12 protein-coding genes are annotated in these 15,729 nt (G+C 74.0%); 5 read left to right on the top strand and 7 right to left on the bottom strand.

Translation table 11 applies throughout. From position 1 onward, the window contains the following. Nucleotides 1-733 precede the first annotated feature (733 nt). From AB0P07_RS00790 to AB0P07_RS00805, 4 genes are all read left to right on the top strand, one after another. Nucleotides 734-1,744, top strand: coding sequence for a polyprenyl synthetase family protein (locus AB0P07_RS00790; protein ID WP_365543217.1), 1,011 nt, complete (start codon nucleotides 734-736; stop codon nucleotides 1,742-1,744). Nucleotides 1,745-2,040: 296 nt separating this feature from the next. After that, nucleotides 2,041-3,279 carry a DUF2092 domain-containing protein gene (locus tag AB0P07_RS00795; RefSeq protein WP_365543220.1) on the top strand — a complete coding sequence of 413 codons (1,239 nt, stop codon included), beginning with the start codon at nucleotides 2,041-2,043 and terminating at the stop codon, nucleotides 3,277-3,279. 64 nt (nucleotides 3,280-3,343) lie between these two features. Further along, nucleotides 3,344-4,342 carry an ABC transporter ATP-binding protein gene (locus tag AB0P07_RS00800; RefSeq protein ID WP_365543223.1) on the top strand — a complete coding sequence of 333 codons (999 nt, stop codon included), beginning with the start codon at nucleotides 3,344-3,346 and terminating at the stop codon, nucleotides 4,340-4,342. Further along, complete coding sequence (locus AB0P07_RS00805; protein ID WP_365543226.1) at nucleotides 4,329-5,264, top strand: ABC transporter permease; 936 nt, start codon at nucleotides 4,329-4,331, stop codon at nucleotides 5,262-5,264. Before AB0P07_RS00800 ends, AB0P07_RS00805 begins: the two co-directional genes overlap by 14 nt. Before the next feature lie 12 nt (nucleotides 5,265-5,276). Here AB0P07_RS00805 and AB0P07_RS00810 read toward each other — a convergent pair whose 3' ends face one another. Both AB0P07_RS00810 and AB0P07_RS00815 read right to left on the bottom strand, forming a co-directional pair. Beyond that, nucleotides 5,277-6,602, bottom strand: a complete 1,326-nt coding sequence (locus AB0P07_RS00810) for a hypothetical protein (RefSeq protein ID WP_365543229.1) — start codon at nucleotides 6,600-6,602, stop codon at nucleotides 5,277-5,279. 74 nt (nucleotides 6,603-6,676) lie between these two features. Continuing rightward, entirely contained in the window at nucleotides 6,677-9,277 is a 2,601-nt protein-coding gene (locus tag AB0P07_RS00815) for a hypothetical protein (protein ID WP_365543232.1), read from the bottom strand. Between the two features lie 43 nt (nucleotides 9,278-9,320). Between AB0P07_RS00815 and AB0P07_RS00820 the strand changes: the two genes are divergently transcribed. Next, entirely contained in the window at nucleotides 9,321-9,875 is a 555-nt protein-coding gene (locus AB0P07_RS00820) for a hypothetical protein (protein ID WP_365543235.1), read from the top strand. Here AB0P07_RS00820 and AB0P07_RS00825 read toward each other — a convergent pair. Genes AB0P07_RS00825 through AB0P07_RS00845 form a run of 5 tightly spaced genes read right to left on the bottom strand, consistent with a single transcriptional unit; the run spans nucleotide 9,856 to nucleotide 15,590 of the window. Next, complete coding sequence (locus AB0P07_RS00825) at nucleotides 9,856-10,395, bottom strand: NUDIX hydrolase (protein WP_365543237.1); 540 nt, start codon at nucleotides 10,393-10,395, stop codon at nucleotides 9,856-9,858. The two genes, AB0P07_RS00820 and AB0P07_RS00825, sit on opposite strands and share 20 nt — an antisense overlap. A gap of 44 nt (nucleotides 10,396-10,439) precedes the next feature. Next, nucleotides 10,440-10,844: a DUF4913 domain-containing protein gene (locus AB0P07_RS00830; RefSeq protein ID WP_365544477.1), complete on the bottom strand. Its 405-nt coding sequence runs from the start codon at nucleotides 10,842-10,844 to the stop codon at nucleotides 10,440-10,442. A gap of 5 nt (nucleotides 10,845-10,849) precedes the next feature. Beyond that, nucleotides 10,850-12,607, bottom strand: a complete 1,758-nt coding sequence (locus AB0P07_RS00835; protein ID WP_365543240.1) for a TraM recognition domain-containing protein — start codon at nucleotides 12,605-12,607, stop codon at nucleotides 10,850-10,852. Beyond that, nucleotides 12,604-14,100, bottom strand: coding sequence for an ATP/GTP-binding protein (locus tag AB0P07_RS00840; RefSeq protein ID WP_365543243.1), 1,497 nt, complete (start codon nucleotides 14,098-14,100; stop codon nucleotides 12,604-12,606). Before AB0P07_RS00840 ends, AB0P07_RS00835 begins: the two co-directional genes overlap by 4 nt. Continuing rightward, entirely contained in the window at nucleotides 14,097-15,590 is a 1,494-nt protein-coding gene (locus AB0P07_RS00845; protein WP_365543246.1) for an SCO6880 family protein, read from the bottom strand. The genes AB0P07_RS00840 and AB0P07_RS00845 overlap by 4 nt, the downstream gene beginning before the upstream one ends. Nucleotides 15,591-15,729 lie beyond the last annotated feature (139 nt).

A 15,729-nucleotide genomic window follows, 5' to 3' on the forward strand; every position in this document is an offset into this window, starting at 1 on the left:
ACTGTGCGACGGGCGGTGGCAGGATTCGGCGTCCGCCCGACAGGCCGGGAACGTATGCGAGAGCACATGTCCGGAACAAGTGCAGGAATCACCCAACGCGGCTGTTGACCTTGATCTGGGGTGTTTGTGGCTCTTGATCCTTTGCGGCTGTCAACCCTCAACTGGCTTGCGGGGCAAAGGGAGGGCACAGGTTCAGGCGAGGTTGCCCGTGGAGGGGCCCGAGTGAGCCAACTCACTGGTCTCAATAAGCACGGCAAAACGGGCATTAAACTCAATCGTGGGCCAACCGGCCTTCGCTCGGGACGGCTTCGGGTGTCGAGGGAGGGTGAGGGGGAAGCGGGGAAGGGTGGGCCTGTGGGGCGGGACCGGCGGAAGGGGGGGGTGGCGGGGCGGGGTCGGCAGGGCGGGCGTGTCGCGTCTGCGGGGCGGGCGCGCGTGTCGATCGGGTGACGTTCTCGCAGTGCGGGCCGTTGGGAGGGGTGGTGGGGTCTCGGGCGGCGGCCTCCGGCCCGCTCGCCCCCGGGGTCAGGCTCATCCTCTGGCGATATCGATCAAAATCTGCTCATATCACCTGATCAAAAACATACCGTTCATGATCTGATACCGACCGGCCTGTAGCGGTGGGCGCTAGCGGTGATCGAAACGTGACCGGATACGCTGACTCGAGTGGTGGCAGCGACCTATCGACAAACCAGGTAATCGCCAGTAGACACCAGCAGACAGGAGACCCCTCGTGACCGTCGTCGGGCCGTTCGGGCTGAGCGTGCGGGACCAGGCTCTGGAAGCCGATGTCCAGGCCGGATTGGTTGCTGTCGAGGAAGGGTTGCTTGAGGCAACCAAAAGCGAGGTGCCGTTCATCACGGAGGCCGCCCAGCACCTGGTGCGGGCCGGCGGGAAACGGTTCCGTCCGCTGCTGGTGATGCTCTCGGCCCAGTTCGGCGACCCCTACGCCCCCGGGATCGTCCCCTCGGCCGTGGTCGTGGAGCTGACCCACCTCGCCACGCTGTACCACGACGACGTGATGGACGAGGCCGCCGTGCGGCGCGGGGTGCCCAGCGCCAACACCCGCTGGGGCAACTCGGTCGCGGTCCTCACCGGCGACTTCCTCTTCGCCCGTGCCTCGCAGATCCTCGCCGACCTCGGACCCGAGGCGGTCCGCGTCCAGGCCCTCGCGTTCGAGCGGCTGGTCACCGGCCAGATCCTGGAGACGGCCGGCCCGCAGGACGGCCGCGACCCGGTCGACCACTACCTGGACGTGCTGGGCGGCAAGACGGGCTCGCTGGTGGCGGTCTCCTGCCGGTTCGGCGCGATGATGTCCGGCGCCGACGAGACGGTGGTCGACGTGCTCACCCAGTACGGCGAGCGGCTCGGCGTCGCCTTCCAGCTCGCCGACGACGTCCTGGACATCGCCTCCGACTCCGACGAGTCCGGCAAGACGCCCGGCACCGACCTGCGCGAAGGCATCCCCACCCTGCCCGTGCTGCGGCTGCGCGAGCGGGCGGCCCGGCTGGGGCTCCCCGAGGACATCGCCCTGTGCGAGCTGCTCGACTCGGACCTGAGTGACGACGCGCGGCACGCCGAGGCGCTGCGCCTGCTGCGCGCCCACCCCGCCCTCGAACAGGCGCGCCGGGACACCGTCCGGTACGCCAAGGAGGCCCGGGCCGCGCTGGCCCCGCTGCGGGAGTGCGACGCGAAGGCCGCGCTGGTGGAGCTGTGCGACGCGGTGGTGCACCGCGCCGGGTGACCGCCCCCTGCCCCGCACCCTCCCCAGCCGTCCGCCCCGCCCTCACTGACACGTGCCGTCCGCCGGGTGCCGTACACCGGCCCCTACGGGCCGGGGGAGCCGTCGCCCCTCCGTGTCATCCCGCAGGAGTAGGCGGAGTTGAGTCCGCGGTCTGACGCCTGCGCTCCGGTGATTTGGTCAGATGGACACTACGGACACACACCAATCCTCACCGATTCGGGTGAGAATGGCGGCTCACGGGTGAACACGTGCGAGGTCGTGAGACAGCCGCCGCCGACGACGGAGGTAGGGCACACATGGCACCGATCGATTCCGACGACAACAGGACCGCCGGGGAGGGCGAGGAGCTGCGCGCCGGGCGGCGCAAGGCCGCGCGGTACGTCGTCCCGGTCGCGGTGATGGGAGTGGCGGCCGCGACGATCGGGCTGGTTCCCGCGCTCGCCGACTCCGGGGACCCCGACCTGCCGAAGGTCACGGCGGAGCAGCTCATCGAGAAGATCGCCAAGTCGGACGTCCAGCAGATGTCGGGCACGGTGCGGATCAACACCGATCTGGGCCTGCCGGACCTCGGCGTGCTGGAGAGCGGCCTGATGTCCGGCATGTCCGGAGGTCCGGGGGCGGGCGGGGACGGCGAGGGCTCCGCCGCCGACCCGTCGGCCAAGCTCACCGAGCTGGTGTCCGGCAGCCACACGCTCCGCGTCGCGGCCGACGGCCCCGACCGGCAGAAGCTCTCCCTGCTGGAGAACGCCGCCGAGTACAGCCTGATCCACAACGGCGACGACGTCTGGGGCTACGACAGCAAGTCCAACGAGGTCTACCACTCCACCACCTCCGGCAGCGACGGGCGGCCGGAGAAGGACGTGCCGGACAAGGACGTGCCGGCCACCCCGAAGGACTTCGCCGACCAGGCGCTCAAGGCGGTCGACGACACCACCTCCGTGACCGTCGGCGGCACCGCCCAGGTGGCCGGCCGGGACGCGTACCGCCTCGTCGTCGAGCCCAGGCAGGACGGGTCCACGGTCGGTGCGATCACCGTGGCCGTGGACGCCGAGACCGGCACGCCGCTGAAGTTCACGCTGACCCCGGCGAGCGGCGGCGCCGCCGTCGTGGACGTGGGCTTCACCAAGGTCAGCTTCGCCAAGCCGGACGCGTCGACGTTCGACTTCACGCCGCCCGAGGGGGCGAAGGTCACCGAGGCCGACGAGAGCGCCAAGGCTCCCGAGCACGGGCGCCCGGCCGGGGGCGGGCTCGCCGAAGGGCTGGACGACCTGAAGGTCGTCGGCGAGGGCTGGAACGCGATCGCCACCTTCGACACCGGCGCCCGGGGCGGCCTGCCCACGGCATCCCCCGACGGCGACCTCGGCGCTCTCGGCGGCTTCCTCGGCTCCTTCGGCGACCAGGTCAAGGGTGACTTCGGCTCGGGCACGGTCTTCAAGACCCGCCTCGTCAACGCCCTGATCACCGACGACGGCAAGATCTACGCCGGTGCGGTCACCAAGGACGCGCTGGTGAAGGCGGCCGACACCGCGCAGTAGGACGTACACGGCACGCCCACCGGCGTATGGGGCGCAGGACGAAGCGAGGGAAACGAGGGAGCCGATGGCCGTACCGTCCGCCACGGAGCCGAAGCGCCCGGACCGCGAGCCGGACCGGGGTCAGAGCGCGGACGGCGCCGTCATCGCCACCCGCGGGCTCACCAAGCGCTACCGCGGCGGGCAGCTCGCCGTCGACGGTCTGGACCTGACCGTCCCGGCGGGCAGCGTCTTCGGCTTCCTCGGGCCCAACGGCTCCGGCAAGACCACCACCATCCGCATGCTGATGGGGCTGATCGAACCCACCTCGGGCAGCGCCCGGGTCCTGGGCCTGCCCATGCCGCGCGCGTCCCGCACCGTACTGCCCCGGGTCGGCGCCCTCATCGAGGGCCCGGCCCTGTACGGCTTCCTCTCCGGCCGCGACAACCTGCTGCGCTACGACGCCGCCGACCCGACCGCCGACCCGCGCACCCGGCGCGAGCGCGTCGGCGCGGCGCTCGACCGGGTCGGCCTCGCGGCCGCCGGCGGCAAGAAGGCGAAGGCGTACTCGCTCGGCATGAAGCAGCGGCTCGGTCTCGCCGCGGCGCTGCTCCAGCCGCGCCGGCTGCTCGTCCTGGACGAGCCGACCAACGGGCTCGACCCCCAGGGCATGCGCGAGATCCGCACCCTCGTGCGGGAACTGGCCTCCGACGGCACCACCGTCTTCCTCTCCTCCCACCTGCTGGACGAGATCGAGCAGGTGTGCACCCACGCCGCCGTGATGGCGCAGGGGCGGCTGATCACCCAGGGCGCGGTCGCCGACCTGTCGGCCGGGGCGCGCGGCCGGCTGGTGGTGACCACGCCCGACCCGGGCGACGCGGCCCGGGTGCTGAAGGAACAGGGGGCGGCCGACGTGGTCGTCGACGGGGACCGGGTGACGGCCGAGCCACCGGAGCGCGACCTTGCCGAGGTGAACGCGGCGCTGGTCGCGGCCGGGGTCCGGGTCAGGGGCTTCGCCCTGGAACGCGCCTCGTTGGAGGACGCCTTCGTGGCGCTGACGGGAGAGGGATTCGATGTCGCGGGCTGACGTGCAGGGCGAGCCGGTGGAGGAGTCCGAGGCCACGGCGCCCGGTACGGTGCCGGGCCCGGGCGCCGTGCGGGCCCTGAGCCCGCTGTGGTCGCTCGGGCTGCTCCGCAGCGAACTGCTGATCACATTCCGGCGCTGGCGCACCCTCGCCCTGCTGGCCGTGCTCGCCGCCGTGCCGGTCCTGGTCGGCATCGCCGTGAAGATCGAGACGAGCGACGGGTCCTCGCTGGGCGGTGGCGGCGGTGGCGAGGGGCCGGCGTTCATCTCGCAGATCAGCAACAACGGGCTGTTCCTGGTCTTCACCGCGCTCGCCGCGACCCTCCCGTTCTTTCTGCCGATGGCCGTCGGCGTCGTGGCGGGCGACGCGATCGCGGGCGAGTCGAGCGCGGGCACGCTCCGCTACCTCCTGGTCGCCCCGGCCGGCCGCTCCCGGCTGCTGCTCACCAAGTACGCGACGGTGATCGCCTTCTGCCTGGCCGCCACCCTGGTCGTCGCGGTCTCGGCGCTCGCGGTCGGCGCGCTGCTGTTCCCGGTCGGCGACCTGATCACCATCTCCGGCACCCGGATCACCTACGCGGAGGGTCTGGGGCGGGCGCTGCTGATCGCCCTTGTGGTGGCCGCCTCGCTCGTCGGCGTCGCGGCCCTCGGCCTGTTCGTCTCCACCCTGACGGGCAGCGGCATCGCGGCGATGGCGACCACGGTGGGGCTGCTGATCACCGTCCAGATCCTCGACCAGATCCCGCAGCTCGACGCCCTCCAGCCGTACTTCTTCTCGCACTACTGGCTGTCCTTCGCCGACCTGATGCGCGAACCGGTCTACTGGGACGACCTGGTCAAGAACCTGGGCCTCCAGGCCCTCTACGCGGCGGTCTTCGGCTCGGCGGCCTGGGCCCGGTTCACCACCCGCGACATCACGGCGTGAGGCGGTGCGGCCTCAGCGGGCCTGCCGCACCGACAGGAGCAGGGCGTCGTCGTCCCCCCGCCGGACGAACAGGGCCCCCTTGCCCAGCGCGGCGGCCGGCACCAGGGTGTCCCCGGGCAGCGCCTCGGGCGTCCCGGAGCCCTTCGGCACCACCACGCCCGCACCCGGGCCCGTCATGCCGTACGCGGTGCCGTCGTCGGTGACGGCGGTGACCGTGACGCCCGGCCGGTCGCCCTCGGCCGCCAGGCACCGGCCCGTGCCCGCCCGGACGTCGAACAGGACCGGGCCCAGGCCCAGACGGGTGCCGTTCGGCGAGGCCACCGGCGCGCTCGGGGTGTCCGGGCCGTCGTCGTCGCAGACGGTGCTCGCCAGCAGCCGGCCGCTCGCCAGGTCGTGCGCCGACCACACGTAGGAGCCCGCGGAGCCGGTCGCCCGCCAGCGGGCGACGAACATGCCGTCGCGGACGCCGGCGAGGGTGCCGTTCTGCTCCCCGCCGACGAACGTCCGGCCCGTCTCGACGCCCTCGGGCGCGATGTCCTCGCCGCTCCAGCCGTCCGGCACCCGGATGCCGCCCGACGCGCCGCCCACCACGGGCCCGTCGGGGGTGACCGCCACCACGGTGCTGCCGGCGCACATCGCCGAGTCGCAGTCGGGGATCAGCCCGGCGGGATCGTCGTACCGTGTCACGCGGCCGGTGCCCAGGTCCACGACGGCCCGGTGATCGCCGGCCGAACGCCAGGAGAGCAGCAGCCCGGCGCCGCCGTCCCGGGCCTGGACGGAGCCCTCCTGCGTGTTCACCGGGATCTGGACCTCGTGGAGCGGGGCGACGGAGTCGCCGGAGGCGTCCAGCGGGTAGACCCCGATCCGGACGGTCTCCTTCTCCTTGGTCAGGGCGCCGTCGGTCCGCTCACCGACCGCCCACGCGGCCAGATACGTGCGGTCGCCCTGGCGCACGGCGGTCAGCCGGGGCGCCGAGGGGCCGCCGGGGGCGTCGGGGTCCGCCGCGGGGACCCGGTAGGCGGCGCCGGTCCAGCGCACCTCGCCCGTCGCCGCGTCCCGGACCCGGACCGCGTAGCCGTCACCGGAGGGCTCGACGTAGGCGACCGTGCCGCCGACCGCGACGACCGGCTCGGCCCCGGTGTCCGAGGGCGCCCGGCCCGCTTCCTCGTCCCAGCCCTTCGCCCCGTCGAAGGCGGGGGGAACGGGGAGCCGGGGCGTGGCGTGGCCACCGTCCGGGCCGTGCCCCGCGCCGTCCCGATCCCCGTCGTCGCCCGAGCCGCACCCGGCGAGCAGTACCGCGGCCAGGGCGGCCGCCAGTGCGGTCCTCGTGGTGCGCATCTTCCGTTCCTCCGTGCTGGCTCGTCGTCAGGTGGCCCGGACGCGGATGCGCCGGGCGGCGCGGCCGTCGGCCGTCACCGGGCGGGCCCGCCGCCCCCGCCCGGCTGCGGCGGTTTCGGAAGCCGGGGCGGCGTCGCCGGGCCACCGCCGGCCGGCCCGGTCCCGGGCGCGGTGCCCGGACCGGAGGGTCTGCGCCCGGACTGGAGGCGGGCCGCGCCCGCGATCGGGTTGGTGCCCGCACCGGCGACCGGGTTGCTGCCCGTTCCGGCGGCCGGGGGAGTGGTGCCGGTCCGGGCCGTCGGCGCGTTGCCGGACTGCTCCGCGCGGTGCTTGGCCAGGTGGGAGCCCTGGAGGGCGGTGGCCATGAAACCGGCCGCCACGTTGCCGCTCTCCGGTGGCGCCGTCCTGCGGTCGACGACGGCCAGCCTGGCCATGTCCTTCTCGCTGAAGACGTTGCCGGGCAGCATCCGGGAGGCGGCCCCCGTCACGTCGACGGTGTGCTGCCGGTCACCCGCCTGGAAGTGCAGCCGGTAGCCGAGGTACTGCTCGCTCTTGTCGAAGAGCAGCTCGCCCTTGACCTGGCCGCCCCGCTGCCTGGCCCAGGCGTCGAGGGTGTCCGCGGCCTGCGGCAGCCGGGCCACCCGGCCGAGGCAGGCGACGTAGGCGTCCCCTTCGACGTCGCGGGCCTTGAGCCGGACGCCGCCGTCCGGGGCGCGGACCGTCTCGACGGCGCCCAGCCGCTGATTCGGCACGGTGACCAGGCGCCCGTTGCCGCCGAGTTCGGCGTCGTACTGCCGGCGCATCGCCAGGTACTGGGAGTCGTTGTGGAGGACCCAGGGCGCCGCGGTGCCCACCATGGTCACCCGGGCGTTCGGATTGCCCTCCAGGATGATCTCTGTGTTGGCGATGGCGCCGCCGCCGATGCCGGCGATCACCCAGTTGTCCGCGACCGTCGGGTCGTAGGCACCGTCGCCGACCTCGTCCCCGAGCAGCACCCGCCCGGGAGCCTCGGCGGTCGCCTGCTCCCACTTCGCGGTCGCCTCGACGGTCTCCCTGGCCCGCGCGGCCGGCGAGTCGTCGCCGGCCGCCCGCAAGGCGTCGGCCACCGCCGGCTCGGCCAGGATGTCCAGGGCGGCGGCGGCCCGGCCCTGGCCCTGCGGCAGCGCGGCCAGCCGGTCCCGGGCCTGGAGCGCCTCGGGGGTGGCGACCGTGCCGAGGTGGTCCCCGAGGGCCCGGGCGGCCTCGTCCATCGTCGGCACCTGCCGGTTCACACCCGGTACGACCTCGGGGGGAACGCCGGTGGCCACCAGCGGGGTGCCCACCACTTCGACGGTGACCGGGGGCGAGCCGTCGGCCGGGGAGATCTCGGCGAGCAGCCGCCCGTCGTCGGCGAGGTTCAGCGAGGCACGTCCGTCGACCAGCGGGCCGCGGGCGGCCGCGGTGTCCTCCCACAACTGGAGCGCCGCCAGCGAGACCCGGTCCTTCGGGTCCCCGAACCGGTACGGGTCCCAGCCCACCTCGCGCAGGTGCCGCACCTGGTCGGCGGACTGCACGATGCCCTTGATGGGGTCCACGTGCCAGCGGCCCCGCGAGTCGACCAGCAGGACGTCGGGGTCGCGGCCCGCGAGCGCGGCCCCGCCGCCGATCATGACCTCCCGCTGCGGGTACCGGCCCTCGGGCAGCGCGGCCGCCTCGGCACGCAGCTCCGCCAGCGTCCGCAGCCCGGTGTCGGTGCGCTGCCGGGCCGCCTCGTCCCGGGCGGCGCCGAGCTGCTCCCGGGGGATCGGCGTGCCGTCGGGGCCCAGGCCCGGCAGCGGGAAGGCGGGGGCGGAGCCCAGCGGGGCGCTGTTCGCGCGGCCCTCCGCCACCCGGGACCGGTGCTCCTGGAGCACCTGGGCGTCGGCGGGGGCCAACTGGTCGAGGGGCCTGCCCAGCTCCCGCAGCGCCCGCCGGGCGTCCGTCGTCAGGTGCCGCCCCACCGTGTCGGTGCGGATCGCGACCGCGTACTGCTCCAGCGTCCGGGCCGCCGCGTCGTCGGCCGGCGCGCCCACCCGCAGGCCGGTGTGGTCGATCAACTGGGACAGCTCACCGCGCGCCTCCAGGCGTTGCGCGGCCGTCAGCGCCCCGTCGTTCATGCGTTCCGTGAGGTAGTTCAACTCGCCGACCCGGCCCAGGTCCTCGTCGGACAGCCGCGGTCGTTCCGGCAGCGCGGCACCGCGGCCCAGCATGTCCGCGGCGGCGGGCGCCTCGGCTCGCTCGGCGCGGTCCCGCACGGAGAGCAGCTCGTTGACCTCGTGACTCAGCGCGCGGCCGATCTGCTCGGGCGCGATGCGGTCGGAGAGCTGGACGACGTGGTTGTCGGAGGCGGTGTTCACGAAGCTGCGCGCCACGGTGCGCTCGGGCAGCGACGCGGACTCCAGCCGGACGGTGAGGGTCCTGGCGTTGTCGTCGGACAGTGAGAAGAAGCGGCGTCCGTCCTCCTCGACGAGGCCGTTCACCCGCAGCCGCTCGGAGTACAGCGCCTGGACCACCACGGGCAGTGCCGCCTCGGCCTCGGCGAGGACGCGCTCGTGCGGAAGGCGGGTGCCGCTGTCCGCCCGGAAGCCGGTGCCGAGGACGTCCGTGGCCGTGATGACCGTCTCCTCGGGACGTTCCCTCTCGTCGCGCTGGTTCACTGACGTCTCCCCCCTGCGCCCATGAGCCCCGTAGAATCCTGCCATGTTGATCGCTCGTTCGTTGCAAGAGGCGCACCTCTACATCGACCTCCACCCCTGTGCGTGCGGGGCCGAGCAGTTCGCGCGCGAGCACCGGCTGGAGGATCACGACGGCGTCCTGACCGCGGTCTTCGAGGGCACCTGCCCCCAGTGCGGGCGCGCCCGGTCCTTCGCGTTCCGCATGGCGGACGAACTCCCGCCCGCGCCGCCCGCGTTCGGCGGCGAGGAGCCCTCGAGCATCGTGGACCCGGGCGAGTTCATGTGGGTCAGCGACGAGATCTCCACCGAATCCGGCCTGCGCCTGCTCAACACCGCGCCGGCCGAGCACCGGGCGATGCGCCCGTCGACGGCGTACGCGATCGCCGCGCTGGAGGAGGTCGCCAAGTTCCTTCCCCCGGGCCGCGACCGGGTCCCCGAGGACCGCTTCGTCTCGGAGCGCGGCCGGGCCCTGTACACCAAGGACCCCGAGCGGTTCACCCGGGAGGAGATCGGGGCGGCCCTCGAGCTGAAGCGGTCCATCCTCGCCGGCATCGACCACTTCAGTCCGCCGCGGGGCTGAGGTCCAGCAGCAGTGCCATGACGCCGACCAGCGTGGCACTGCTGACGATCTCCCGGCGGGCGATCATCGCGCCGATCCGGGAGAGGGGTATCCACTCCAGCCGGTCCGACTCGTTGCGCTCGGTCGGTTCGCCGATCCGCACGGCGTCGTCGGTGCGGAAGACGAAGTGCCGGGCGTCGGTGATGCCGGCCGCGGGCTCCGCGCAGACCAGTTCGTGCACCGTTCCCGCACGCCATCCCGTCTCCTCCTCGAGCTCGCGCGCGGCCGCCCGTGCGGGCTTCTCGCCGTCCTCGACCAGCCCCATGGGCAGCTCCCAGGCCCAGGTGTCCGTGACGAAGCGGTGCCGCCACATCATCAGCACCCGCCGCTCGCCGTCGACCGCCGCCGTCACGGCGACGTCGCGCAGCCTGACCACGTGGTAGTCGGTGCGGGTGCCGTCCGGCTGCTCGACGTCCAGCGCGCGCAGCCGCACCCACGGGGTGTCGTGGACGACGCGTTCGGAGTGGACGGTCCAGCGCATGAGGTCCTCCCTGGTCTGTTCGCCGGATGTGTGCCGGGGGCGCGTCAGCCGTCGTACGCCTCGACCGACGGCGCCTCCTTGGGCCGGTGGCCGCCGGGCCGGCACCCGGCGAACGGGCCGTTGGGAGAGCGGAGTTCGCTCATCACCGGGCCGAGGTGGTCCCGGTGCCAGACGGCCGGGCCGGAGACGCCCGCCTCCGGGTCCGTGTACTCCTGCCAGGCCAGCCACAGGCCGTGCAGCCGGGCGACGGCTTCGAGGTGTTCCCACCAGCGCGGGCACCAGGGCTGCGCGGAGGTCACCTCCCGGCCGTAGACGGGCAGCAGCAGGTCGCAGACCCACAGGGCCAGGTTCCGCATCTCCTCGGCGTACTCCTCGCCGTCGAGATAGAGGATGAAGGCCGGCGCCTGCGGCTGCTCCGGCGTGGGGTCCGCGTCGTGGGCGGGGGTCATGGTGGTCACGGGAACGCCTTCTCTGCGGCTCGGGCGGTGATGGCCTTCACTTCGGCCTGGGCGGCGGCCTGGATGCGGTCGGCACCCGGCTCGGCGTACCAGGGCCGAAGCCGTACCAGGGCCGGCCGGACGCCGGTGGCCAGCAGCAGCGCGGTGCCCTTGGGCAGGGCACGGATGCGGTCGGCGGGCATGATGCGCTCCAGGCGGTAGGAGGTGGAGCGCGACCGGCCGTCCCTGCTGCGGGAGACGCTGACCGTCGACACGTCGTGCTCGCCGACCAGCCGGGAGACCTTCTCCACGAAGTCGGCGTCGTCCAGTCCGGCGCCCAGCAGCTTGATGGTGGCGGCGCCCCACAGCGCGTCCATCCCGGCCTCCCCCCAGACCCGTACCCCCTGCCGGTAGCTCTGCAGCAGCGTGACGATGTTGATGCCGCGCGAGCCGAGGTGGGAGTAGAGGTCGGGCAGGTCGGAGATGCGGCAGACGTTGGCGGCCTCGTCCAGCACGGCCGTCATCGGCGGGTCGAGGCGGCCGCCCAGCCGCTCGGCGGCGACCACACCCGCGCGCAGCACCGAGTCCGCCGCCGCCGCGATGACGCCCGCCGCCGAGCCGCCGCCGTCCTTCGAGAGCAGGTACAGCGTGTCGCGGGACAGCGCGTGCTGGTCCGGACGGAACTGCGGCACCGCCGCGTCCGGCGTCACCCAGGCGGCGATGGCCGGGTCGAGGAGGCAGGCCACGCACTGGCGGGCCGTCTCGTAGATGCCGTCCCGGGTCTCGACGGCGCCCTGGACGGTGCCCTGCAACTGGTCGGCGAGGGCCGGCATGGCGGCGTCGCGCAGCAGGTCGACGGGGGTGCGGTCGGCCGGGTCGGCCAGCCAGGACAGGACGTCGACCACCCCGCGCCCGCCGCGGTTGGCGGCGTGGAAGAGCGCGGTGAGCGTGTTCTGCGCCGCCGAGATCCAGAAGTCGCGCTTGGAGGCGTCGTCGTTGACCGCGCCGACGAAGTGCCCGGCCAGGCGCCGGGCGCCCTCGATGGTGGCGGCGTCGGCCAGCATGTCCCACCACATGCCGCGGTGGGTGTGCGCGATGCCCTGCGGATCGAACACCCAGACCCGGCCGGTGCGTTCGCGTTCGGCCCGGGTGACGCTGTAGACGTCGGACTTGTTGGAGGTCAGCAGGACGCTGCCCTGGGCCCGCAGCACGCGGGGGACGGCGATGCCGGTGGACTTGCCCGCGCGCGGGGCCATCAGGTCCAGTTCGACGTCCTCGAAACTCGACCGCAGTTCGGGGCCGTTCGGCTCCAGGTCGCCCAGCAGGTTGCCGGTCTCGTCGGGTTCCAGCCCGGCGGCCTTGGACAGAGACGGGCGCAGCTCCCTGGCCCGGGCCCCGGCGCCCTTGGGCAGCAGCCCGGCCAGTTCCTTGCGGCCGGCGAGACCGTCGGGGCGCCGGCCGCGGCCGCGCACCAGGACCACCACGGTGACCACGAGGGCGAGGAAGGCGCCGAAGACGACGGCGATGCCGGCCGCCACCGCACCGCTGGACGCGTCGGGCCACAGCGCCCCCGGGCCGTCCTGGACCAGGGTGGCCAGGGCGGACAGGGTGAACGGCGGCGGGTTCCAGCCCCCGCCGGCCAGCGCCGCGCCGAGTGTGCCGCCCAGCCAGGCGCCGGCGAAGACGCCGCCGACGAGGACGGCCACGGCCGGGACGATCCACGCCAGCAGGTCGTCCCCGGTGCCGTGACCCTTGCGCGTGGGGCGTGTGCTCATCTCGCTTCCTCCCCTTGCTTGGCGAGGTTCAGCTCGTTGCCGGTCCAGCGGGTGTTGGTGTTGTGCAGGGCGCGCTCGGTGTCGGTGATGGACACCTTGATGGGGATGCCAGGGCGTCCGCCGACCTTGATCAGGAAGCGGCCCCGGCCCGGCGGCTCCTCGTTGATGCCGGTGCCCGCCCAGCCCGGCGGGGACGACCAGGAGGAGACCAGTTCGATCTCGCGTTCCGACATGCCGACGATCTCGCCCAGCTCCCGCATCTCCGTGCGCGGCAGCCCCGCGCACACGACCATGCCGGCCCGCTCCACGAAGCCCCGCGCCTTGGCCCGGTCGGCCTCGCTGCCCAGTGCCTCGGCGTCCTTGAGCGTGTGGGTGATCTTGGCGTCGCCGAGTCCGAGGGAGCGGTTGAGGCGGGTCAGGGCGTCGATCCGCTCGACGATGCCGGAAGCGGCGCGCAGCGGTCGCCACAGCTCGTCCAGGACCGTGAAGAACCAGCGCTGCGGGGCGAGCCCGGCGTCCGCGAGCGCGTGCGCGGCGGCCACCGTGCCGAGCCCGTCGGACCAGGCGGCGAGCATCGCCGCCGCGGTGAGCTGGGTGTCGGCCTCGCCGATGCGGGAGATGTCCACGCAGACGGCCGGTGACGCCGGGTCGATCCGCGTCGAGGTCTCGGTGGCGAAGGTGTCGCCGAGCGGACCGTCCAGGATGCCGAGCAGCGAGCGGTGCAGCGGGTCGACGGCTTCCTGGTAGCGGCCGATGTCGCCCCGGTCCAGCGTGACGGCACGCACCCGGTCGGGGCCCTCGTCCAGGACCCGCAGCAGGTCGGGCAGGAGCGGGGCGCGACCGCGCGCGGTGCGGTCCACGAGGTGGTGCAGGCAGGCCGAGAGCACCGACTGCTCGTGGTCGTCCATGGGCCGGCCGCGGACGATGGTGATGAGCGCGGCGACCATGTTGAGTACCCGGCCGTGGGCCTCGGCGGCCAGGATCCGCCCGCGCTCGCCGCCGAGCCGTACCGCGGCCTCGCCCATGGCGCCGGGGTCGAGGACGTTGATGCCGCCGACGCCGCGCCCGATGGAGATGACCTGGCCGCCGAGGGCGCGCACGGTGTCCGCGTAGTCGGGCTTCAGGTCCCCGAGCACCAGCGGGGTGACGCCGGTCGCCGTGAGACCGATGAGCATCCGGTTGACCAGCGTCGACTTGCCCAGCCCCGGCATGCCCAGCATGAACAGGGAGGGGTTGGAGATGTAACGGGCCCGGGTGAACCAGGAGATGGGGTCGCCGCAGACCGTCGCACCGGTCTGCAGGTGCTGGCCGAGCGGCACGCCGGTCATGGGGGCGCCCGATCCGGCCGCGAACGGCCACAGACCGCAGGCCTGCACGGTGGTCGCCCGCCACATCGCGGGCGGGTCCACATGGGAGACCTGGCCGCCGCCGGGGCCCGGCCAGCCGCGTGCGGGCACCGCGGGCGCCCGGGGCGGTTGCTTCTGCTTGCTCACAGGGCCTCCCGGATCTGGTACGGAACGAGGGTGTGCTCCCACGGCAGCAGCCCGACGGGCAGCGTGCAGGTGAACGCCGATGCCTGCATCCGGTCGGCGGGGCGCAGCACGATGCGGGAGGACGCCTGGAGGTTGCGCATGGTGACGGCCGCGTCCTCCAGGTCCTGCTCGGAGTCGACGGTGACCGTGGCCATCAGCGAGAACTCCACCAGCCCCGCGCCGGACGCCTCCTCGGCCGCCGTCTGCTCGGCCGCCCGCACCTCGGAACTGGCGCGGGCCTGCACCAGCCCGCCGCGCGAGCCGGCCATGAAGTGGGCGGAGCGGCGGTCGGACTCGACGATGCGGGCGGAGGTCGCCGGGTCGATCGGCCGGTAGATCAGCGAGATCCGCTTGCGGCGGGTGCCCGCGGCGGGTTCCAGCAGGCCGCGCAGCACGCTGGAGCGGACGGTGCCGCGCGGCGCGAGCGTCAGCATCCAGGTGCGGGAGACACCGGAGTCGTGCTTGTAGGCGTGCACGGTCTCGACGGCGGCCGCCGGCCCCGCGTCGTCCCACTCGATGCCGGTCGAGGTGTGCTCGGCGCGGGTGCTGAGCACGTCGGGGGCGACCGCGGGGTCGTAGGCGACGCGCACGATCTCGGCGAGCCGCTCCGCCGAGAGCGGGTACGCGGAGCCGCCGCCCGCGGCGATCAGGCCGGACAGCAGGCCCGGCAGCCGCATGGACAGGTCGGTGACGACGTCGTCGGTGCTGCGCCTGGGTCCGGTGGTCGGGCCGTAGGTGAGGGCGACGTAGGTGTGCATCTCCGACGAGGCGGCGGGATAGCGCTCGACGACCTCCTCCATGACGGCACGGGCCGCGGCCGGGGCGTCGGGCGTGATGCGCGGCAGGACCTCGGCCGCGAGCCGGGTGCCGGTGTCCGGGGCGGTCTCGACCACGACCTGGGCGCCGCGCAGACCGGGCTCGTGGGAGAGCCGGGCCAGCCAGTCGCCCCAGGACGCCACCCAGATGTCGACCTGCTCGGGGTCGACGAGCGAGCCGCCGTCCGGATCACAGCCGATGACGAGCGTGTAGAGGTTGCGGCCCGGGTGGTGGAGCACGCCGAACGGACGGTCGTACGCGTCCCGGCCCTCGTGCATCTTGGTGCGGGCGAGGAGACCGGGGGGCTGGAAGCGGCCGCCGGGGCGCCGCGAGAGCGGGCCGGAGACGTACGTGGTCGAGCCGTTGGCCTTGCGCCTCATCCAGCCGATCCGGACGGCCAGGACCTGGTAGACGTTGCGTCCGTCGGCGGTGCGCAGCGCCAGCGGGGCCAGGAAGATCCCGACCGGGACGAGCACGGCGACGGCGAGCATCAGGGAGACCAGCGAGGCCAGCAGTGCCAGCAGGAGCCCGCCGAAGGCGACGACGGTGCCGAGCAGGCCCAGCGGGCCAAGACCGGGGCGGCGCGGCCGCCGCCAGTTCCCGTAGGTGGGACGCGTCATGGCGTCGGTGGACATGGTTTTCCTTCTTCCGGCTTCTGCTCGGTGAGCGCAGTGGTCGGGCGGGTGGAACGGGGCGGTGGCGGCGGGACGGGGGCAGGGGGCGGGGAGCCGGGCCGGGAGGGTGTCCCGGCCCGGTCTCCGCGCCGCCGGACGG

It is taken from the genome of Streptomyces sp. NPDC085944, assembly GCF_040686295.1.
Classification (GTDB): Bacteria; Actinomycetota; Actinomycetes; order Streptomycetales; family Streptomycetaceae; genus Streptomyces; species Streptomyces salinarius.